General features: G+C 71.5%; 19 protein-coding genes and 2 pseudogenes. 11 read left to right on the forward strand and 10 right to left on the reverse strand.

Annotated features, from left to right (window positions below; genetic code table 11):
• Positions 1–195: 195 nt before the first annotated feature.
• Both ACQEV2_RS03905 and ACQEV2_RS03910 read left to right on the forward strand, forming a co-directional pair.
• Positions 196–1,025, forward strand: a pseudogene (locus ACQEV2_RS03905) (DeoR/GlpR family DNA-binding transcription regulator).
• A gap of 90 nt (positions 1,026–1,115) precedes the next feature.
• The gene (locus ACQEV2_RS03910; protein WP_433036526.1) at positions 1,116–1,595 is read left to right on the forward strand and encodes an SRPBCC family protein; all 480 of its coding nucleotides are present in this window, start codon (positions 1,116–1,118) and stop codon (positions 1,593–1,595) included.
• A gap of 62 nt (positions 1,596–1,657) precedes the next feature.
• Here ACQEV2_RS03910 and ACQEV2_RS03915 read toward each other — a convergent pair whose 3' ends face one another.
• A complete protein-coding gene (locus ACQEV2_RS03915; protein WP_433036528.1) occupies positions 1,658–2,782 on the reverse strand; it encodes a PLP-dependent cysteine synthase family protein in 1,125 nt (374 codons plus the stop codon).
• 340 nt (positions 2,783–3,122) lie between these two features.
• Here ACQEV2_RS03915 and ACQEV2_RS03920 point away from each other — a divergent pair, with 340 nt between their 5' ends.
• Positions 3,123–3,446 carry a hypothetical protein gene (locus tag ACQEV2_RS03920; protein ID WP_398825181.1) on the forward strand — a complete coding sequence of 108 codons (324 nt, stop codon included), beginning with the start codon at positions 3,123–3,125 and terminating at the stop codon, positions 3,444–3,446.
• A gap of 184 nt (positions 3,447–3,630) precedes the next feature.
• Complete coding sequence (locus ACQEV2_RS03925; protein ID WP_433036530.1) at positions 3,631–4,173, forward strand: ATP-binding protein; 543 nt, start codon at positions 3,631–3,633, stop codon at positions 4,171–4,173.
• Positions 4,174–4,437: 264 nt separating this feature from the next.
• On the opposite strand, the gene ACQEV2_RS03930 is transcribed toward ACQEV2_RS03925, so the two are convergent.
• Genes ACQEV2_RS03930 through ACQEV2_RS03940 form a run of 3 tightly spaced genes read right to left on the reverse strand, consistent with a single transcriptional unit; the run spans position 4,438 to position 8,050 of the window.
• Complete coding sequence (locus ACQEV2_RS03930; protein ID WP_433054185.1) at positions 4,438–6,999, reverse strand: ABC transporter permease; 2,562 nt, start codon at positions 6,997–6,999, stop codon at positions 4,438–4,440.
• 14 nt (positions 7,000–7,013) lie between these two features.
• A complete protein-coding gene (locus ACQEV2_RS03935) occupies positions 7,014–7,772 on the reverse strand; it encodes an ABC transporter ATP-binding protein (RefSeq protein WP_433036532.1) in 759 nt (252 codons plus the stop codon).
• Positions 7,769–8,050 carry an SHOCT domain-containing protein gene (locus ACQEV2_RS03940; protein ID WP_433036534.1) on the reverse strand — a complete coding sequence of 94 codons (282 nt, stop codon included), beginning with the start codon at positions 8,048–8,050 and terminating at the stop codon, positions 7,769–7,771. The genes ACQEV2_RS03935 and ACQEV2_RS03940 overlap by 4 nt, the downstream gene beginning before the upstream one ends.
• Positions 8,051–8,227: 177 nt before the next feature.
• Here ACQEV2_RS03940 and ACQEV2_RS03945 point away from each other — a divergent pair, with 177 nt between their 5' ends.
• From ACQEV2_RS03945 to ACQEV2_RS03960, 4 genes are all read left to right on the forward strand, one after another.
• Positions 8,228–8,800, forward strand: coding sequence for a TetR/AcrR family transcriptional regulator (locus ACQEV2_RS03945; RefSeq protein ID WP_433036536.1), 573 nt, complete (start codon positions 8,228–8,230; stop codon positions 8,798–8,800).
• Positions 8,801–8,837: 37 nt separating this feature from the next.
• Positions 8,838–9,416 (forward strand): DUF4865 family protein, encoded by a 579-nt coding sequence (locus ACQEV2_RS03950; RefSeq protein ID WP_433036538.1) that lies wholly within the window; start codon positions 8,838–8,840, stop codon positions 9,414–9,416.
• A gap of 96 nt (positions 9,417–9,512) precedes the next feature.
• A complete protein-coding gene (locus tag ACQEV2_RS03955; protein ID WP_433036540.1) occupies positions 9,513–9,689 on the forward strand; it encodes a DUF1272 domain-containing protein in 177 nt (58 codons plus the stop codon).
• 18 nt (positions 9,690–9,707) lie between these two features.
• Positions 9,708–10,139, forward strand: a complete 432-nt coding sequence (locus tag ACQEV2_RS03960; RefSeq protein WP_433036542.1) for a tautomerase family protein — start codon at positions 9,708–9,710, stop codon at positions 10,137–10,139.
• Here ACQEV2_RS03960 and ACQEV2_RS03965 read toward each other — a convergent pair.
• Positions 10,027–10,674, reverse strand: coding sequence for a cupin domain-containing protein (locus ACQEV2_RS03965; RefSeq protein ID WP_433036544.1), 648 nt, complete (start codon positions 10,672–10,674; stop codon positions 10,027–10,029). The genes ACQEV2_RS03960 and ACQEV2_RS03965 overlap by 113 nt on opposite strands.
• Positions 10,675–10,853: 179 nt before the next feature.
• On the opposite strand from ACQEV2_RS03965, the pseudogene ACQEV2_RS03970 reads away from it, so the two are divergent.
• Positions 10,854–11,030: pseudogene (locus ACQEV2_RS03970) on the forward strand (transcriptional regulator); the annotation flags it as partial.
• 17 nt (positions 11,031–11,047) lie between these two features.
• Here ACQEV2_RS03970 and ACQEV2_RS03975 read toward each other — a convergent pair.
• On the reverse strand, positions 11,048–11,497 hold the full coding sequence (locus ACQEV2_RS03975; protein WP_433036546.1) for an RpiB/LacA/LacB family sugar-phosphate isomerase: 450 nt from the start codon (positions 11,495–11,497) through the stop codon (positions 11,048–11,050).
• An 84-nt stretch (positions 11,498–11,581) separates the two neighbouring features.
• Here ACQEV2_RS03975 and ACQEV2_RS03980 point away from each other — a divergent pair, with 84 nt between their 5' ends.
• Positions 11,582–11,869: a hypothetical protein gene (locus ACQEV2_RS03980; RefSeq protein WP_433036548.1), complete on the forward strand. Its 288-nt coding sequence runs from the start codon at positions 11,582–11,584 to the stop codon at positions 11,867–11,869.
• A gap of 12 nt (positions 11,870–11,881) precedes the next feature.
• Here ACQEV2_RS03980 and ACQEV2_RS03985 read toward each other — a convergent pair whose 3' ends face one another.
• Positions 11,882–13,120, reverse strand: coding sequence for an ROK family protein (locus tag ACQEV2_RS03985; protein WP_433036550.1), 1,239 nt, complete (start codon positions 13,118–13,120; stop codon positions 11,882–11,884).
• Positions 13,121–13,156: 36 nt separating this feature from the next.
• Complete coding sequence (locus tag ACQEV2_RS03990) at positions 13,157–13,813, reverse strand: alpha-ketoglutarate-dependent dioxygenase AlkB family protein (RefSeq protein WP_433036552.1); 657 nt, start codon at positions 13,811–13,813, stop codon at positions 13,157–13,159.
• Between the two features lie 102 nt (positions 13,814–13,915).
• On the opposite strand from ACQEV2_RS03990, the gene ACQEV2_RS03995 reads away from it, so the two are divergent.
• Positions 13,916–15,049 (forward strand): methyltransferase, encoded by a 1,134-nt coding sequence (locus ACQEV2_RS03995; RefSeq protein ID WP_433054187.1) that lies wholly within the window; start codon positions 13,916–13,918, stop codon positions 15,047–15,049.
• 31 nt (positions 15,050–15,080) lie between these two features.
• On the opposite strand, the gene ACQEV2_RS04000 is transcribed toward ACQEV2_RS03995, so the two are convergent.
• Complete coding sequence (locus ACQEV2_RS04000) at positions 15,081–15,950, reverse strand: class II fructose-bisphosphate aldolase (RefSeq protein WP_433036554.1); 870 nt, start codon at positions 15,948–15,950, stop codon at positions 15,081–15,083.
• Between the two features lie 32 nt (positions 15,951–15,982).
• The gene (locus ACQEV2_RS04005; RefSeq protein WP_433036556.1) at positions 15,983–16,864 is read right to left on the reverse strand and encodes an SIS domain-containing protein; all 882 of its coding nucleotides are present in this window, start codon (positions 16,862–16,864) and stop codon (positions 15,983–15,985) included.
• Positions 16,865–16,882 lie beyond the last annotated feature (18 nt).

A 16,882-nucleotide genomic window follows, 5' to 3' on the forward strand; every position in this document is an offset into this window, starting at 1 on the left:
CGTTCCTTGTGAAGAACAGGGGAACGGAAAGTCGCAGACGTGGCATGCGCGCGTCGGGACAGTCGGTGGCGCCCCTGGTACCCACCCGTGCGAGGATGGGACGCCCGCGCACCCTGAACGGGGAGAATGTGCCCGTAGGAGCAGGTGCGACCGGCGTGTCGGACGGCTTGAGGCTACGAAAGGACCGGAGCGTACGTGAGTGAGAATCAGAACCTCCTCGCGGAGCAGCGGCGCGCCCTGATCCTGGACGAGGTACGGCGCCGAGGCGGGGTGCGCGTCAACGAGCTGACCCGCAAGCTCGGCGTGTCGGACATGACGGTGCGCCGCGATCTGGACGCGCTCGCCCGGCAGGGCGTGCTGGAGAAGGTGCACGGCGGCGCGGTCCCGGTGGTCGAGGCGAGCACGCACGAGCCGGGCTTCGAGGCCAAGTCGGGTCTGGAGCTCACGGCCAAGGAGGACATCGCGCGGGCCGCGGCCGAGCTGGTCGCGCCGGGTTCCGCGATCGCACTGTCGGGTGGCACCACGACGTTCGCGCTGGCGCACCAGCTGGTCGACGTCCCGGACCTGACCGTGGTCACGAACTCGGTGCGGGTCGCCGACGTCTTCCACGCCGCGCAGCGCACGACGGGCCCCGGCAGGGCGCGGCCACGGTCGTGCTGACCGGTGGGGTGCGCACGCCGTCCGACTCGCTGGTGGGCCCGGTCGCCGACCAGGCGATCGGGACGCTCCACTTCGACGTGCTGTTCCTCGGTGTGCATGGGATATCGGTCGAGGCCGGCCTGTCCACACCGAACCTCGCGGAGGCCGAGACCAACCGGCGTCTGGTGCAGTCGGCGCGCCGGGTCGTGGTGATCGCCGACCACACCAAGTGGGGTGTGGTGGGGCTGAGTTCGTTCGCGACGCTGGAGCAGGTCGACACGCTGGTGACGGACGCCGGGCTGCCGGCGGATGCGCGCTCGGAGATCTCCGAGCACCTGAGGCGGCTGGTGGTGGCGGGCGAGCCCGACGAGGACGAGGACATCTGAGGCAGGCACCGGCGGGCGGTGCAGACATCTGACGGGGCGCCAGCTATGGTGACGCTGCCCGGTGCGGTGTCGGCATAGGGGGTTTCGTCCATGGCTCACCTGCTGCGTGAGGTGGGGCTCGACTTCGTCGCGAGCGCGCCGGTACGACATGTCTTCGCGCGGGAGATCTCCACTCCCCCGGAGCCGGTCTTCCGCGCAATCGCCGAGGACGTGCCGGGCTGGGCGGAGTGGTTCTCTGCGGTGACGCTGGCCCGGCCGCTGGACGACGGGGCCCGGCGTGAGGTCCGGCTCCGGGGCGGTACGCGCTTCGAGGAGACGATCCTCGCGGCGAAGAGCCCCGAGGTGTACGCCTACCGCGTCGACGTCACCAACGCGCCGGGAGCGCGGGCCCTGGTCGAGGAGTGGCGGCTCGCCCCGGCGGGCACGGGCACGCGCGTGCAGTGGACGTTCGCGGCGGACGGCACGGCACCCTTCCGGTTCACCGTCGGTCTCGCCCGGGCCGGCCTCGGCCGGGCGTTTCGGAACGCGGTGACGTCACTGGACCGGCGGCTGGCGTCGGGGGCGCGCTAGGGCGTGACAGGGGTCGCGCCCAGCACGCGGGAATGTGTCGGACAGACCCTGCGGCTCGCAGGTCACTCAGGCCACACGCCCGTCGCCAGCAGCTGCTCGATGGCCGCCGAGTACGGTGCGATGTCCAGGCCCTGCTCCGCCAGCCACGCGTCCGAGTAGTACTTGTCGAGGTACCGGTCCCCCGGGTCGCACAACAGCGTCACCACGCTCCCGTGCCGTCCCTCGGCCACCATCTCGGCGACGATCTTCAGGGCGCTCCACAGACCGGTGCCCGTCGAGCCGCCCGCCTTGCGCCCGATGGACTGCTCCAAGGCCCGTACGGCGGCCACGCTCGCCGCGTCCGGGACCTTCATCATCCGGTCGACGGCACCCGGCACGAAGCTGGGTTCCATGCGGGGTCGGCCGATGCCCTCGATGCGGGAGCCGCAGTCGCAGGTGACGTCCGGATCGCCGGTGGTCCAGCCCTCGAAGAAGCACGAGTTCTCCGGATCGGCGACACAGATGCGGGTGTCGTGCTGCATGTAGTGGACGTAGCGGGCGATGGTCGCGGAGGTGCCGCCGGTGCCGGCCGTGGCGACGATCCACGCGGGCTCCGGGAACCGCTCCAGGCGCAGCTGGCGGAAGATCGATTCGGCGATGTTGTTGTTGCCGCGCCAGTCCGTGGCCCGTTCGGCGTAGGTGAACTGGTCCATGTAGTGGCCGCCGGTCTCCACCGCGAGGCGGGCGGACTCCTCGTACATCTTGCGCGAGTCGTCCACGAAGTGGCACTGCCCGCCGTGGAACTCGATCAGGCGGCACTTCTCGGCACTCGTCGTGCGCGGCATGACCGCGATGAAGGGCACGCCGATCAGCTTCGCGAAGTACGCCTCCGACACGGCCGTCGAGCCGCTGGACGCCTCGATCACCGGGCGGCCCGGCCGGATCCAGCCATTGCACAGGCCGTAGAGGAAGAGCGAGCGGGCGAGCCGGTGCTTGAGGCTGCCGGTCGGGTGGGTCGACTCGTCCTTCAGGTAAAGGTCGATGCCCCAGTGCTCGGGCAGCGGGAAGCGCAGGAGGTGTGTGTCGGCCGAACGGTTGGCGTCCGCCTGGACCTTGCGGACGGCTTCTTTCAGCCAGTCGCGGTAGGCGGCGTCGCTGTGGTCGACGTCGAGGGTCACGCCGGACGGGATCTGCTGGATGGTGCTCACGGCGCTGCTCCTCATGCTGTGCGGCAGCGGCGACTCGCGCGGCCGTCGCTTCGAGCATAAACATCTTCCGCACGCTTCTCACCTGCATAAACACACCTTTGAGAGCCTCAAAGGCATCCCTGGCCCGTTGGTCTCACGCGGCCCCTGGGGGCGCATTCACGCGAGTGCTCCGAGCGCCCCCGGTCAGCCATGACGGGCGTACTGGTGCTCGCCACGGGACGCGGGCACACTGCTCCGGACGGGACGACGATCCCGAACGGGGGCACACTGGATCACGACCAGGGCCGGCCGCACTGACGCAGAAGGAGCCGGCACACCGACGCGCACAAGGGGGCGGGGCATGGCGGAGCCGGAGTTCACGGCCACGGGCGTGCGAATCGGGAAGCGGCTGCGCTCGCTGACCCGGGCCGGGCAGGTGCGGATCAGCGACGGCAGGGTGCAGTTGCTCACCAGTTACGGCAGCGAGATAGACAGCGCGCCGGTGCAGGCGGTGCGGGCGTCCAAGCCCTGGTTCGCCCCGGACGACAAGGCGCTGGCCGACCTCAACGGCAAGCGCTACTCGCTGACGCTGGGCGATCACGACCCCGCGCCGGGGGAACCCGGTCCCCCTGCGGCGCGCCGGTTCATCGAGGCCGTACGGAAGGCTGCGGGGCGTAAGGGCTGAGTCACCGGGAGTTGCGATACCGCGTCCCTTGCGTCACGCTGGTCTCACGTCACTCTGGGTTTACCGGCGATAACGCTGCGAACCAGCCCGCCGGCCACGACAGCAGGCGGCCGTTTCCTTCAAGCACCCTGCTGGATCCGTACTCCGTGTTCTTCCGGACCTCTTCAGTCGGGGAGTCGCAGCCGTGATCAGTTACCCAAGCAGGCACTGCACGGTGGAGCTCCAAGCCCTGCCGTCGCGGATCGGCCAGGTCCGCAGAATCCTTTCGGCGCAGTTGCGCTACTGGCATCTGGACCCGTTGATAGACCGCGCCGCACTCGGTCTGACCGAGCTGCTGACCAACGTCCACCAGCACGCAGAGCCGGACAAGATGTGCACCGTCGAGATCGAGCTGCTGCTCGACCGGCTCATGATCTCGGTGCGCGACCACGACCCGCGACTGCCGGTCGCCGACGTCAAGGACGCGGACGCGCTCGCCACCTGTGGGCGCGGGCTGGCGATGGTGGCCGCCGTCAGCGAGAGCTGGGGCGTGCGGCCGGACGGCGACTCCGGCAAGGTCGTGTGGTTCACGCTGCCGACACCCGTCGCCGCGGCACGGGCCGAGGCCTCGCGGCCACCGCAGCGGACGGCCGTGGAGAAGCCGGTGCGACGGTTTGCGGAGGTCGGGGCGCGGGTCGATCTGCGCAGGCCGGAACATGCTCCCGCCCGGTCGGCCGTTGTCGGCTGATCGGGCGGTGAGGGGGTGGGGGTGGTGGTTGGCCGAGGGAGCGTCGGCGTTTGAATGGTTCCGGCGGTGGCTCTGGTGCGACCTCGGTCTTTGAATCGTTCCGGCGGTGGCTCCAAGCACCCTCACCCTTTGAATGGTTCGGTCGCCTACGGGGCGCCACATGCCGGTGTCGTTGGGACAGTGGCTGTTGGTGGGCACTTGCCCTTGGACCTGTTGGCCGTCGGGCGGCCGTTGGCGCAGCTGGGGCCGCCCAGCGGTGAGGGGTCACTCCGTGGCGATGGCCCTCAGTACGTCCAGGCGTGCCGCGCGGTGTGCCGGGCGTAGGCCCGCCAGGGCTCCTGCTGTCAGGCCTACCAGGGCCACCACCGTGAGTTGCAGGGGTGGCATCGCGAAGGCGAAGGCGCTGTCGCTTGCGCCGTCGGAGGCCTTGACCAGTACCCAGCCGAGGAAGGCGCCGAGAGTGAGGCCGCCTGCCGTGCCGAAGGCGGCGACCAGGACCGACTCCCAGCGGACCATCGCGCGTAGCTGGGAGCGCGTCTGGCCCACGGCTCGCAGCAGGCCCAGTTCGCGGGTGCGTTCGTGGAGGGCCAGGGTGAGGGTGTTGGCGATGCCGAGGAGGGCTATGAGTACCGCCAGGGCGAGCAGTGCGTAGACGAGGGTGAGCATCATGTCGATGCCGCCGGCCGAGGACTGCGCGTACTCGTCCCGGGTCTGGACTTCCGGGTTGCCGTACTGTGCTGCGATCTTCTCCACCGCCGCCTTGCCCGTGTCCGTGCTCACGCCGTCCTTGAAGGAGACGGCGACCAGGGTGTCGGCGTCCTGGGTGCGGTGCGGGGCCCAGGCGTCGCGGGTGATGACGTAGTCGCCGGCGAGTTCGGACTGGCCGTAGACCGCTTGGACCGTGAAGGTCTGCTGCCGGCCGTCGGTGAAGGTGAGGCGGGTCTTGTCGCCCGTCGTCAGGTGCTGTTTGTCGGCCTCTTTCTGGGTGAGGGCGATGCCGTCCGTTCCGAGGTCTTTCAGGGAGCCCCGGATCTCGCCCAGGTCGAAGGTGCGTTCCAACGCGACCGGGTCGGTGACCGTCAGGGCGCGGCCCTTGCCGTCGACTTCGGCGACGCCTCGGCCCAGGCCCACGGCCGTGTCCACCTCGGGCAGCCGTTGTACGGCGTCGGCGAGCCGGGGGCTCAGTCCGCTGCCGCCCGCGCCGAACGACGGGGTGCTCACGGCGACGTCACCGGCGAACGAGCGGGACACCGTCTGGTCCATCGTCGCCTTCAGCGAGGCGCCGAACACCGTGAAGAGGGACACGACTGCCACGCCGATCATCAGGGCGCTCGCGGTGGCGGCCGTCCGCTTCGGGCTGCGCAGGGCGTTGCGCCGGGCGAGGCCGCCGGTGACGCCGCGCAGCCGGTCGAGGGGACCGCCGAGGATGCGTACGGCCGTGGTCGACGCGACCGGGCCGAGGACCACGAAGGCGACCAGAGCGAGGACGGCGCCGGTGCCCGCCAGCCAGAGGGACGGGGACAGCAGGACGCCGGTGAGCGTCACGCCGATCGCGAGGGCGAGGAGGCCCAGGCCGGTGACTGCGCGCGGGCGGGAGGCGCCGGAGGTGTCCACGTCCGTCTCGCGCAGGGCGGCCAGCGGTGCGGTGCGGCCTGCGCGTACGGCGGGCAGCAGCGCGGAGCCGAGGCAGACCACGATGCCGACCGCGAGGGGCAGGGCCATGGAGAGGGTCTTCACCACCAAGTCGCCCTCGGGGAAGGGGAATCCGATCGCCGGGAAGAGTGCCTGGAGGCCGGCCGCGATGCCGATGCCGCCCGCGAGGCCGGCCGCGGACGCGGCGACGGCCACGGCGGTCGCCTCGACGAGGGTCGACGCGGTGACCTGGCGGCGTGAGGCGCCCAGGGCGCGCAACAGGGCGTTCTCACGGGTGCGTTGGGCCACGACGATCGCGAAGGTGTTGTGGATGGAGAAGGTCGCCACCAGGAGGGCTACGCCGGAGAACACCAGGAGGAAGGTGGTGAAGATCGTCAGGAACTGGCTGGCGATCATGTCGGTGTTCTCCTCGGCCGACTCCTGACCGGTGATGGCCTCAACGCCCTTGGGGAGGGTGGGAGTCAGCTTGTCGACCAATTCCTGCTGGCTCACGCCGGGGCCGGCCCGGACCTGGATGCTCGCCGCCTCGCCGGGCTTTGCCGTGAGGTACTTCTCGGCGTCGGCTTGGGTCATGCCGGTGAAGGTCACCTGGGCCATGCCGTCCTCGCCGCCGAAGGTCGCGAGGCCGACGATGGTCACCTTGACGGGGTCGGGTGTGCGCAGGGTTGTGGTGTCGCCGATCTTCAGGTGGCCCTTCTCGGCCGTACCTCGGTTGACCACGACCTCACCTGACTTCTGCGGGGCGCGGCCCTCCGCCAGCCGGTACGGGTTGAGGTCCGGGTCGGTGATCCAGTTGCCGGCGAGGGTGGGCGGGCCCTGGCCGCCGATGGGGTCGTCGTTCTTGCCCACGAGTTGGCCGGCGCCCTGGATGTTGGGCGCGGCGGCCGCGACCCCGGGGACCTTCTCGATCGTGCTCACCAGGCCCGTGTCGACGGGTTCGCGGACGCCCTCGCTCTCGCCGGGCGTGGTGATGGCGTCGGCGCTGCGGACGACGGCGTCCGTGCCGCTGGTCGCGTTGCCGAACATGGTGTCGAAGCCGGCGCGGAGGGTGTCGCCCATGACCAGGGTTCCGGCCAGGAAGGCGACCCCGAGGAAGACCGCGAGGAACGTACCGGCGAAGCGGCGCTTGTGGGCGCGCAGGGAGGACACGCTCAGGCGGACGGAGGCGTTCATGGCGTTCCTGGCGGTCATGACGGCACCTCGAAGGCTTTCATGCGGTCCAGGACCTTGTCCGCGGTCGGGGATTCCATACGGTCGACCAGGCGCCCGTCGGCGAGGAACACGACCTCGTCGGCGTGGGCGGCGGCCATGGGGTCGTGAGTGACCATGACGACCGTGCGGGCCGTCTGGCGCACCGCCCGGCCGAGCAGGCCGAGCACCTCCTCGCCGGAGCGGGAGTCGAGGTTTCCGGTGGGCTCGTCAGCGAAGACGACGTCCGGCTGCCCCGCGAACGCCCTTGCCACGGCGACGCGTTGCTGCTGGCCGCCGGAGAGTTCGGAGGGGCGGTGGTGGAGGCGGTCGCGCAGGCCGACGACGTCGATCAGCGCGTCGATCCACTCCCGGTCGCCCTTGGTGCCCGCCAGGTCCAGGGGCAGCGTGATGTTCTCCGCGACGGTCAGTGTCGGCACCAGGTTGAACGCCTGGAAGACGAAGCCGACGCGGTCGCGCCGCAGGAGGGTCAGGCGGCGGTCGTCGAGGGTGCTCAGGTCCGTGTCGCCGATGTGGGCGGTGCCCGCGGTGAGCGTGTCGAGGCCTGCCGCGCAGTGCATGAGGGTGGATTTGCCGGAGCCCGAGGGCCCCATGATCGCGGTGAAGCGGCCGACCGGAAAGTCGACGCTCACCCCGTCCAGGGCCCTCACGCCGGTGTCGCCGGTGCCGTACACCTTCACGGCGTCGACGACGCGGGCGGCCGTCGGCGTGCTTGTCGTGGTGGTCGTGGTCGTCATGCCGCACCGCCCTTGCCCGTACGGCCGAACTGCTCGTCCAGGACGGACAGGCGGCGCCAGTACTCGTCCTCGTCGATCTCGCCGGAGGCGAAGCGGTGGCCGAGCACGGTGATCGGTGAGTTGTCGTCGGGGGCCGACCGCCCGGGGCCACGGCGTCCGCGCCACACGGTGCGGCGCAGCAGCGTGATGCCGCCGATCACGACGGCCGCCCAGATGAGCGGGAAGAAGAGGATCCACGGGCCGGGGCCGCCGTCGGCGAAGTGCGCCAGCGTCTGCATCTCGAGTCATCTCCCGAGTCGGTTCGGATGAGGGTGGGTTGTTCGGTGATGTCTCGAGAGTCGCGCCGGGGAGGGGCCCGGGTCGTCGTACGGCCAGCGGCAGTGCGCGTACCTCGCGGGGAGTACGCGGGGCTGGTTCCGCTGCTCCTGAAGGGCTCGACTTCTGTAACTACTAGTATGTACAGTGACGGTATGAGCACCTCGGACCGACTGATCGAGTCCACCCGGGAGCTGCTGTGGGAGCGCGGCTATGTGGGCACCAGCCCCAAGGCCATCCTGGAGCGGGCCGGCGCCGGGCAGGGCAGTATGTACCACCACTTCAAGGGCAAGCCGGATCTCGCGCTGGCCGCGATCCGGCGGACCGCCGAGGAGATGCGGGCTACCGCGGCGGGAGTACTCGACGCCCCGGGTGCGCCGTACCAGCGCATCGAGGCGTATCTGCGGCGCGAGCGCGATGTGCTGCGCGGCTGTCCGATCGGGCGGCTGACGATGGACCCGGACGTCATCGCGAGCGACGAGTTGCGGGCACCCGTCGACGAGACGCTGGACTGGCTGCGGGAACGGCTCGCCGGGATCGTCGAGGAGGGCAAGGAGCAGGGCCAGTTCGCGCCCGGGCTCGACGGTGAGTCCATCGCGGCGACGATCGTCGCGACCGTCCAGGGCGGCTATGTCCTCGCCCGCGCGTCCGGTTCGCCCGCCGCCTTCGACGCGGGCGTCCGGGGTTTGCTCGCCCTTCTCTCACCCCGCTGAGAAGGCGGCTCTCTCTCCTCGCCAGGAAGGCGACCCTATGCACGCGATGCAGTACGAAATCACCCTGCCCGCCGACTACGACATGGAGATCATCCGCCGGCGCGTGGCGCGCAAGGGGCATCTGCTCGACGAGTGGCCGGGCCTGGGCTTCAAGGCGTATCTGATGCGGGAGCGAGGTGTGCGTGGATCGCCGGTGAACCAGTACGCGCCGTTCTATTTGTGGAACACCTTGGCGGGCATGAACTCCTTCCTCTGGGGAGGCCCGTTCCAGGGCGTTGCCGACGACTTCGGGCGGCCGTCGGTCCGGCAGTGGTCCGGGCTGGCGTACGAGGAGGGCGGCGCCGCGCGCTCCTGGGCGCGGTTTGCGGTGCGGCGGAGCCAACCGGTTCCGTCCGACGGGCTGTTGAGCGATGTCATGGCGACCGCGGTCCGGGAGACCGGGCGGCTGGCCGGCGAGGACGGTGCGGTGCTCGCGGCGGCGGCCGTGGACACCAGCCGCTGGGAGCTCGTCCACTTCTCTCTCTGGGCACACGACACGCCCAAGACCGACGGCGATGTGTTCGAGGTACTGCACATGTCCGCGCCGGAGCGCGACCGGCCGGCCCGATCGTGTTGATCTCTGACCCGGCGGCCGCTTTCGGCCACGACGAGCCTGCAGAGGATGGGAGGTGACAGACCGCCATGGTCTGCGGACCCGACGAAAGGCGAGGACATGGCACTGGAGATGCGCGATCGCTGTGAACGCTGCGAGACGGCGGCACTGCCGCTCGACGCGCCCGCCCGCATCTGCTCGTACGAGTGCACCTTCTGTGTGCCGTGCAGCGACGACATGCGGGACATCTGCCCCAACTGCGGTGGCGAGCTGGTCCCCAGACCTCGCCGCTCCTGAAAAGGAGGACCCCCACCCATGCCCTTCATCCGCATCGACGCCCTGGGATCCGACCCCGAACGGCTGAACGCCCTCGGCCGTGCCGTGCACGACGCCCTGGTGGAAGCCGTCGGGATCCCGGCCGACGACCGGTTCCAGGTGCTGGTCGGGCACGACGGCAGCCGAAGCACCCTGCGCTACGACGACGGCTATCTCGGCATCCGCCGGGACGACGGCCTCGTGTACGTCGCGATCACGATGCGCTCCGGGCGAGCCCCGGCGCAGAAGCAGGCGCTGTACCGGCGGATCGCCGAACTGGCCTACGAGTACGCGGGGACCGAGCCGCGGAACGTGTTCGTCACGCTGACCGAGAACGAACCGATCGACTGGTCCTTCGGCGAGGGAGTGGCCCAGTACGCCGAGCGCCCGGCTCCCGCCGACGCCCCCGCTCCCAGCGGATCGTTGTCCTAGCTGCCGGGCATGGGCCGCATGTCGACGCCGTACCGTGCGGCGATCTCGATGAAGCGGTCGACATCCGGGGGGAGTCCGACTTCGGGGGCAGCTCGTGGCTCTGGGCCGGTTCACCGGCCTCGGCGAAGAACTTGTCCAGGCCGCCCGGCGTGTAGGTGACCACGAGGCGCACCGTGCTGGTGGGCTCGAACCGCTCCATCGTCCCCTCGGGGATGTGGAAGAGCGATCCGGGGCCTCCGTCGAACACCTCGTCGCCGATGTGGAGGCGCAGCGTTCCTTCCAGCACGTAGATGGTCTCGGTTCCGGGGTGAGTGTGGGGCGGTGGACCCATCCCCTCTGGAATGGTCATCTCCATGACGGTCATCGCGCCGTCGGTCTCCTCGCCGGACGCCTTGACCTCGTAGAGGCTGTCCAGCAACCAGAATGCCTTTCCCTCGCCGCTGTGCCGTACGACGGTGTTCTTCGCCATGTGATCGTGCCTTCCTTCGTGGGCCTCCTCACCATTCCCTTCACCATGAAGGGGGTAAGCCGCCATGCAGGTGGACCTGGGGGGCGGCAGACAGCACCCGCTCTCCCGCCCGCCGGCTTCGAGAGCGGCAGGCCTCGTGCGCCGGGTGCGTGCCGAAGGCCGTCAACAGGGCCGGGGCGGCGGGGTGTTCGGCGGCCGGGTAGGTGATCTGCTCGGGTGCGGCTCGATCTGCGCACCGGCGACGCGGCGGCGGCCCGTGCGTGGTGCCGCGTCTCGTACTGGAGCACAGTGCGGTGCGCGACCGGCTGTCGGTGATTCCCGCCGATCCGCCGCCGGAGCCCTTCCCGATCGGGCTGTGCGTACGGCGGGCCGATCTGCGGCGGCCGATGGTGGCGGCCTTGTGGAGTCCGATGTCGGCCTGACGGGATGGCGCCGCCGGCTAGTGCCTGCTGTCGTCCAGCCGTCCGATATGGGCCACGTTTCCCCGGTCCTCGGCGTCCGTGCTCGCCTCGGCCGCGAACCAGGCGTCGAGGATCTCCTTGAGCAGCGGCTCGGAAGTGAGCCGCAGGCTGAGCGCGAGGACGTTGGCGTCGTTCCAGCGGCGGGCGCCGTCCGCCGTGTAGGCGTCGGTGCACAGGGCGGCCCGTACGCCCGGCACCTTGTTCGCGGCGATGGACGCGCCCGTGCCGGTCCAGCAGCACACCACCGCCTGGTCCGTCGTCCCGGCGGCGACCTCGCGGGCGGCGGCCTCCGAGCAGGGCGCCCACTGGGGGTTGTCGCCGGGGCTCAGCGCGCCGTGGGTGACCACCTCGTGGCCGCGCTCGCGCAGCTCCGCGACGAGGAGGCGGGCCACGGGTTCGTCCATGTCGGAGGAGACGGAGATCCGCATGACTCGAGCCTACCGCCGGGCATGCGCCCGCCCGGCGCGCCGCCGAACATGGAGGTGACCGGCGGGAACGGCCGAGGAGGAGCCATGCCGACTCTGCACATCGAGCATCCGATCAAGGACTTCGCCACCTGGAAGTCGGCCTTCGACCGCTTCGCCTCGCAGCGCGCGGACGCGGGCGTACGCCACTACCGCGTCCAGCAGCCCGTCGACGACCCCGCCTACGTCGTCGTGGACCTCGACTTCGACGACGTGGCCGGCGCGGAGCGGTTCCTGGCGTTTCTCAGGACGCGGGTGTGGTCCTCGTCCGAGAACGCGCCCGCGCTGGCCGGTGCGCCCCGGACGCGGATCCTGCAGACCGCCGATGAGGGCTGAGTCCTCCCGGACCTACGTCAGCGCGCCCAGCGGGTCGTCCAGCACCGGCTGCCACGCCAACTCGGCCGCGCCGACCAGGCTGTTGTGGTCGAGGGTGCAGGCGAGGATCGGGACCCCGCCGCTCTGGCCCCACAGGCTGCGGTCGGCGACGACCGCGCGCAGGCGGTCGGGGTCGGCATCGAGGAGGGTGCGGTGGAGGCCGCCGAGGATGATGCGGTCGGGGTTGAGGATGTTGACCAGGCCGGCGAGGCCCAGGCCGAGGCGGTCGATGAGGGCCTCGGTGGCCGTGCGGACCGCCGGGTCGTCGTACTGGGTGCGGATCAGGTCCTTGGCCTGCTGGAGCAGGGAGACCTCGGGTCCCGGCTCGCGGCCGGCCGCCGTGAGGAGGGCCAGCGGGTCGGCCTCGACGTCGAGGCAGCCGCGGCTGCCGCAGTGGCAGGGGCGTCCCTCGGGGTTGACGGTGAGATGGCCGACCTCCAGGGCGAGGCCCGAACTGCCGATGTGCAGGCGGCCGTCCAGCACCAGCGCGCCTCCGACGCCCCGGTGCCCGGTGGCCACGCACAGCAGGTCGCGGGCGCCGCGGCCCGCGCCGTGCCGGTGCTCGGCGAGCGCGGCGAGGTTGACGTCGTTGCCGGTGAAGGCCGGTCCGGTGATGCCGGCCTCGCGCACGCACTCCGTGAAGATACGGCGCACGGGCGCACCCACGGGCCACGCCAGGTGCAGGGGGTTCAGGGCCAGGCCGTCCGGTTCGGCGACCGCGGACGGTACGGCGAGTCCGGCGCCGACGCAGCGCCGCCCGGTCGTGCGCAGCAGGTCGGCGCCCGCTTCGACGACCGAGCCGAGGACCTTCGCCGGATCGGCGTCCACGATCTCGCAGCCGGGCGTGGTGGCGACGATACGGCCGCCCAGGCCGACCAGCGCCGCCCGGAACCCGTCGGCGTGCACCTGCGCGGCGAGCACGACGGGCCCGTCCTCGGCGACCGCCAGCCGGTGCGAGGGCCGCCCCTGCGAACCGGCCGCCGCGCCGGGCCGGGCGTCGACCCGGATCAGCCCGAGCGCCTCCAGTTCGGCGGCTACCGCGCCGGCCGTGGCCCGGGTCACCCCGAGCTCGGCGGTGAGCACGGCACGGGTGGGCGCGCGTCCGGTGTGCACGAGCTCCAACGCGGGCCCGAGCGCACCGCGCCCCCGGTCCAGCCGCGTCCTCGAGGTGGTCCCTTCCCCCGCCGGCCGGGGGTCCGCCTTGCCGCTCATGAGGGCGAGTCTCCCATGATCCGCAGTTGTGGCGGCCTACAGCCCGCTCACTCTGAGCGTGATGTTCAACCGCCCGGTCAGCCCCAACTCCGGCGGTGCGGTGCCCGGCTGCACCTTCGGCACTCCGTGGTAGGCGAGCCGCGACGGGCCGCCGAAGACGAAGAGGTCGCCGCTGCGCAGCTCGACGTCTGTGTACGGCCGGGACCGTGTCTCGGTGTTGCCGAAGCGGAAGACGCAGGTGTCGCCGAGGCTCAGGGACACCACCGGCGCGTCCGACTTCTCGTCGCTGTCGCGGTGCATGCCCATGCGGGCGTCGGCGTCGTAGAAGTTGATCAGCGCGATGTCGTACGACGCCTCCGAGTACGCCGCCTCCGATTCGCCCAGCGTGTCCCGCACCGCGCGGCGGCCCAGGTCGCCGAGCCACTCGGGGAACGGTTTCACGGGGGCCCCGTCGCCGTCGACGACCGTGCGGGCGTAGGCGTACGGGTACCAGTGCCAGCCCAGGCAGACCTGCCGGGCGGTCATCGTGCCGCCGCCGGGCGTGCGGACGGTGCGCAGGCCGGCCGGTGGGCGCGCCCACGCGCGGCAGGCCTCCAGCAGCTCGCGCTGGCGCTCGGCGTCCAGCCAGTCGGGCACGTGCACCGCGCCCGGCGCGACCTCCGTACGCTCCCGGGGGAACAGCTCGGCGTCCATGCCTCCCATCCTCCCCCACCGGCCGTGAGCTGCGGCTCGGCCCGCAGCGGGTGCGGGCGCGTCCCCGGGGTCGCTTAGCCTTGACGCACGATGAACGACCGTATGACGACGCCCTGGGGCGAACTCGCGCTGACCCGTTTCCCCGAGGACCCGCGTGACAGGCTGCGTGCCTGGGACGCCTCCGACGAGTACCTCCTCAGGCACCTGGCGGAGCAGGAGATCCCCCTGTCCGGCACGGTCGTGGTCGTCGGCGACCGCTGGGGCGCCCTCGTCACGGCGCTCGCGGCGCACCGGCCGGTGCAGATCACGGACTCCTACCTGACCCAGGAGGCCACCCGGGCCAACCTCGCCCGGCACGGCGTCGAGCCCGGCGCCGTCCGGCTGCTCACCACGCAGGATCCGCCGCCTGGCCGCATCGACGTCCTGCTCGTGCGGGTGCCGAAGAGCCTGGCGCTGCTGGAGGACCAGCTGCTGCGGCTGGCGCCCGCGGTGCACGAGGGTACGGTGGTCGTCGGCACGGGCATGGTGAAGGAGATCCACACCTCGACGCTCCAGCTGTTCGAGCGGATCCTCGGGCCGACCCGCACCTCGCTCGCCGAGAAGAAGGCCCGGTTGATCTTCTGCACGCCCGACCCCTCCCTGGAGCGGCCCGCGAACCCGTGGCCGTACACCTACACCCTCCCCGACGGCATCGGCGCGGTCTCGGGGCACACGGTGGTCAATCACGCCGGTGTCTTCTGTGCCGACCGGCTCGACATCGGGACGCGGTTCCTCCTCGGGCATCTGCCGGGCGGGAGGGGGGCCCGGCGAGTGGTGGATCTCGGGTGCGGCAACGGGGTCGTCGGTACGGCGGTGGCGCTGGCGAACCCGGAGGCCGACGTGCTGTTCGTCGACGAGTCGTTCCCGGCGGTGGCCTCGGCGGAGGCGACGTACCGGGCGAACGGGGTGCCGGGGCACGCCGAGTTCCGGGTCGGGGACGGGCTGGCGGGCGTGCCGGCCGGCAGCGTCGACGTCGTGCTCAACAATCCGCCGTTCCACTCCCACCAGGCGACGACCGACGCGACGGCCTGGCGGATGTTCACGGGGGCGCGGCGTGCGCTGAAGCCGGGCGGTGAGCTGTGGGTGATCGGCAACCGGCATCTCGGGTACCACGTGAAGCTGCGGCGGCTGTTCGGCAACAGTCAACTGGTCGCGAGCGACCCGAAGTTCGTGGTACTGAAGGCCGTAAAGAAGTAGCGGTCAAGAAGTAGCGGTCGAGAAAAGGCCGTCACGGCGTGGTGGCAGCCGGGACGGCGACGGTCCGGAGGATGTCCGCCACCGTCCGCACCATCGCCTCCCGCCCGACGCTCAGGTACTTCCGGGAGTCCACGGCCTCGGGGTGGGCGGCGAGGAACTCCCTGATCGCGCCGGTCATGGCCTGGTTGAGGGCGGTGCCGATGTTGACCTTGGCGATGCCGCCCGCGATCGCGGTGGTCAGTTCGTCGTCCGGTACGCCGGAGGAGCCGTGCAGGACCAGGGGGACGTCGAGCGTCGCGGTGAGGCGTTTGAGGAGGTCGTGGTCGAGGGTGGCGGTGCGCGTGGTCATGGCGTGGACGCTGCCGATGGCGACGGCCAGCGCGTCCACGCAGGAGTCGGCGACGAAGGCGCGGGCCTCGGCGGGGTCGGTACGCGCGCCGGGCGCATGGGCCTCCAGCGGCTGCTTGCCGTCCTTGCCGGCGACCTCCCCCAACTCCGCCTCGATCCAGAGGCCTTGAGCGTGCGCCCAGTCGGCGGCCGCCTTCGTCGCGGCGAGGTTCTCGGCGTACGGCAGACGGGACGCGTCGTACATCACGGAGCTGAACCCGGCCTCCGCCGCCTGGCGCAGCAGGCTGTCGCTCTGGACGTGGTCGAGGTGCAGCGCAACCGGGACGGCGGCGCGCTCGGCGGCGGTGACGGCGGCGCGGGCCAGCGGGAGGAGCCGTCCGTAGCGGAACTTGACGGCGTTCTCGCTGACCTGGAGGACGACGGGTGAGCGCACCGACTCCGCACCGGCGATGACGGCCTCGACGTGCTCCAGGGTGATGATGTTGAACGCGGCGACGGCGGAGTGAGCCGCGGCGGCCCGGGTGACGAGCTCGCCGGTGGTGACGAGGGGCACGGTCTGTCCTACCTTTCAAGGGGTCCCGGGCTTCAGTGGGCGAGGATCACCGAGCGGGTGAGGTGGCGCGGCTGGTCCGGATCGAGATCGCGGGTCGCGGCGACGGCGACCGCGAGCCGCTGGGCGCGGACCAGTTCGGCGAGCGGGTCGAGGCGGCCCTCGATCCACAACCCGCCCGTGGAACGGACCTGTTCGGCCAGCCCCTCGGGCGCCTCGCCGAACATCCACGTCGCGGTACCGCTCGTGGTGATGCTGATCGGGCCGTGCCGGTACTCCATCGCCGGGTAGGCCTCGGTCCAGGACAACGCCGCCTCGCGCATCTTCAGCCCGGCCTCGTTGGCCAGCCCGACGGTCCAGCCCCGGCCCAGGAAGGTGAACTGCGTGCACTCCACGAGCCCTTCGGGCAGGTCGGTGGCGAGCGCGGTGCGGGCGTCGGCGACGGCCGCGTCGGAGTGCAGGCCGAGGTGGGCGCGGAGCAGGGTGAGGGCGGTGGTCGCGAACCGGGTCTGCACGACGGACCGTTCGTCCGCGTAGTCGAGGACGACGACCTCGTCCGCGGATGCCATGACGGGCGTGTCCGGGTCGGCGGTGATCGCCGTGGTGCGTGTCCGCCCCTTCAACCGACCGAGCAGATCGAGGACTTCGGTGGTGGTGCCGGAGCGGGTGAGGGCGAGGACCCGGTCGTACGCCCGCCCGTGCGGGAACTCCGACGCGGCGAAGGCGTCCGTCTCCCCCTGGCCCGATCCCTCGCGGAGTGCGGCGAACGCCTGCGCCATGAAGTACGACGTCCCGCAGCCGACGACCGCGACCCGCTCCCCCGGCGCCGGCAGCACTCCGCGCAGGCCGGTCGCCTCCGCCGCGGCGCGCGTCCAGCACTCGGGCTGGCTGTTCAGCTCGTCCTCGACATGCGTCATGCCGCCACCCTCCCTGAT

The organism is Streptomyces sp. CA-251387, from assembly GCF_050936625.1.
GTDB lineage: Bacteria > Actinomycetota > Actinomycetes > Streptomycetales > Streptomycetaceae > Streptomyces.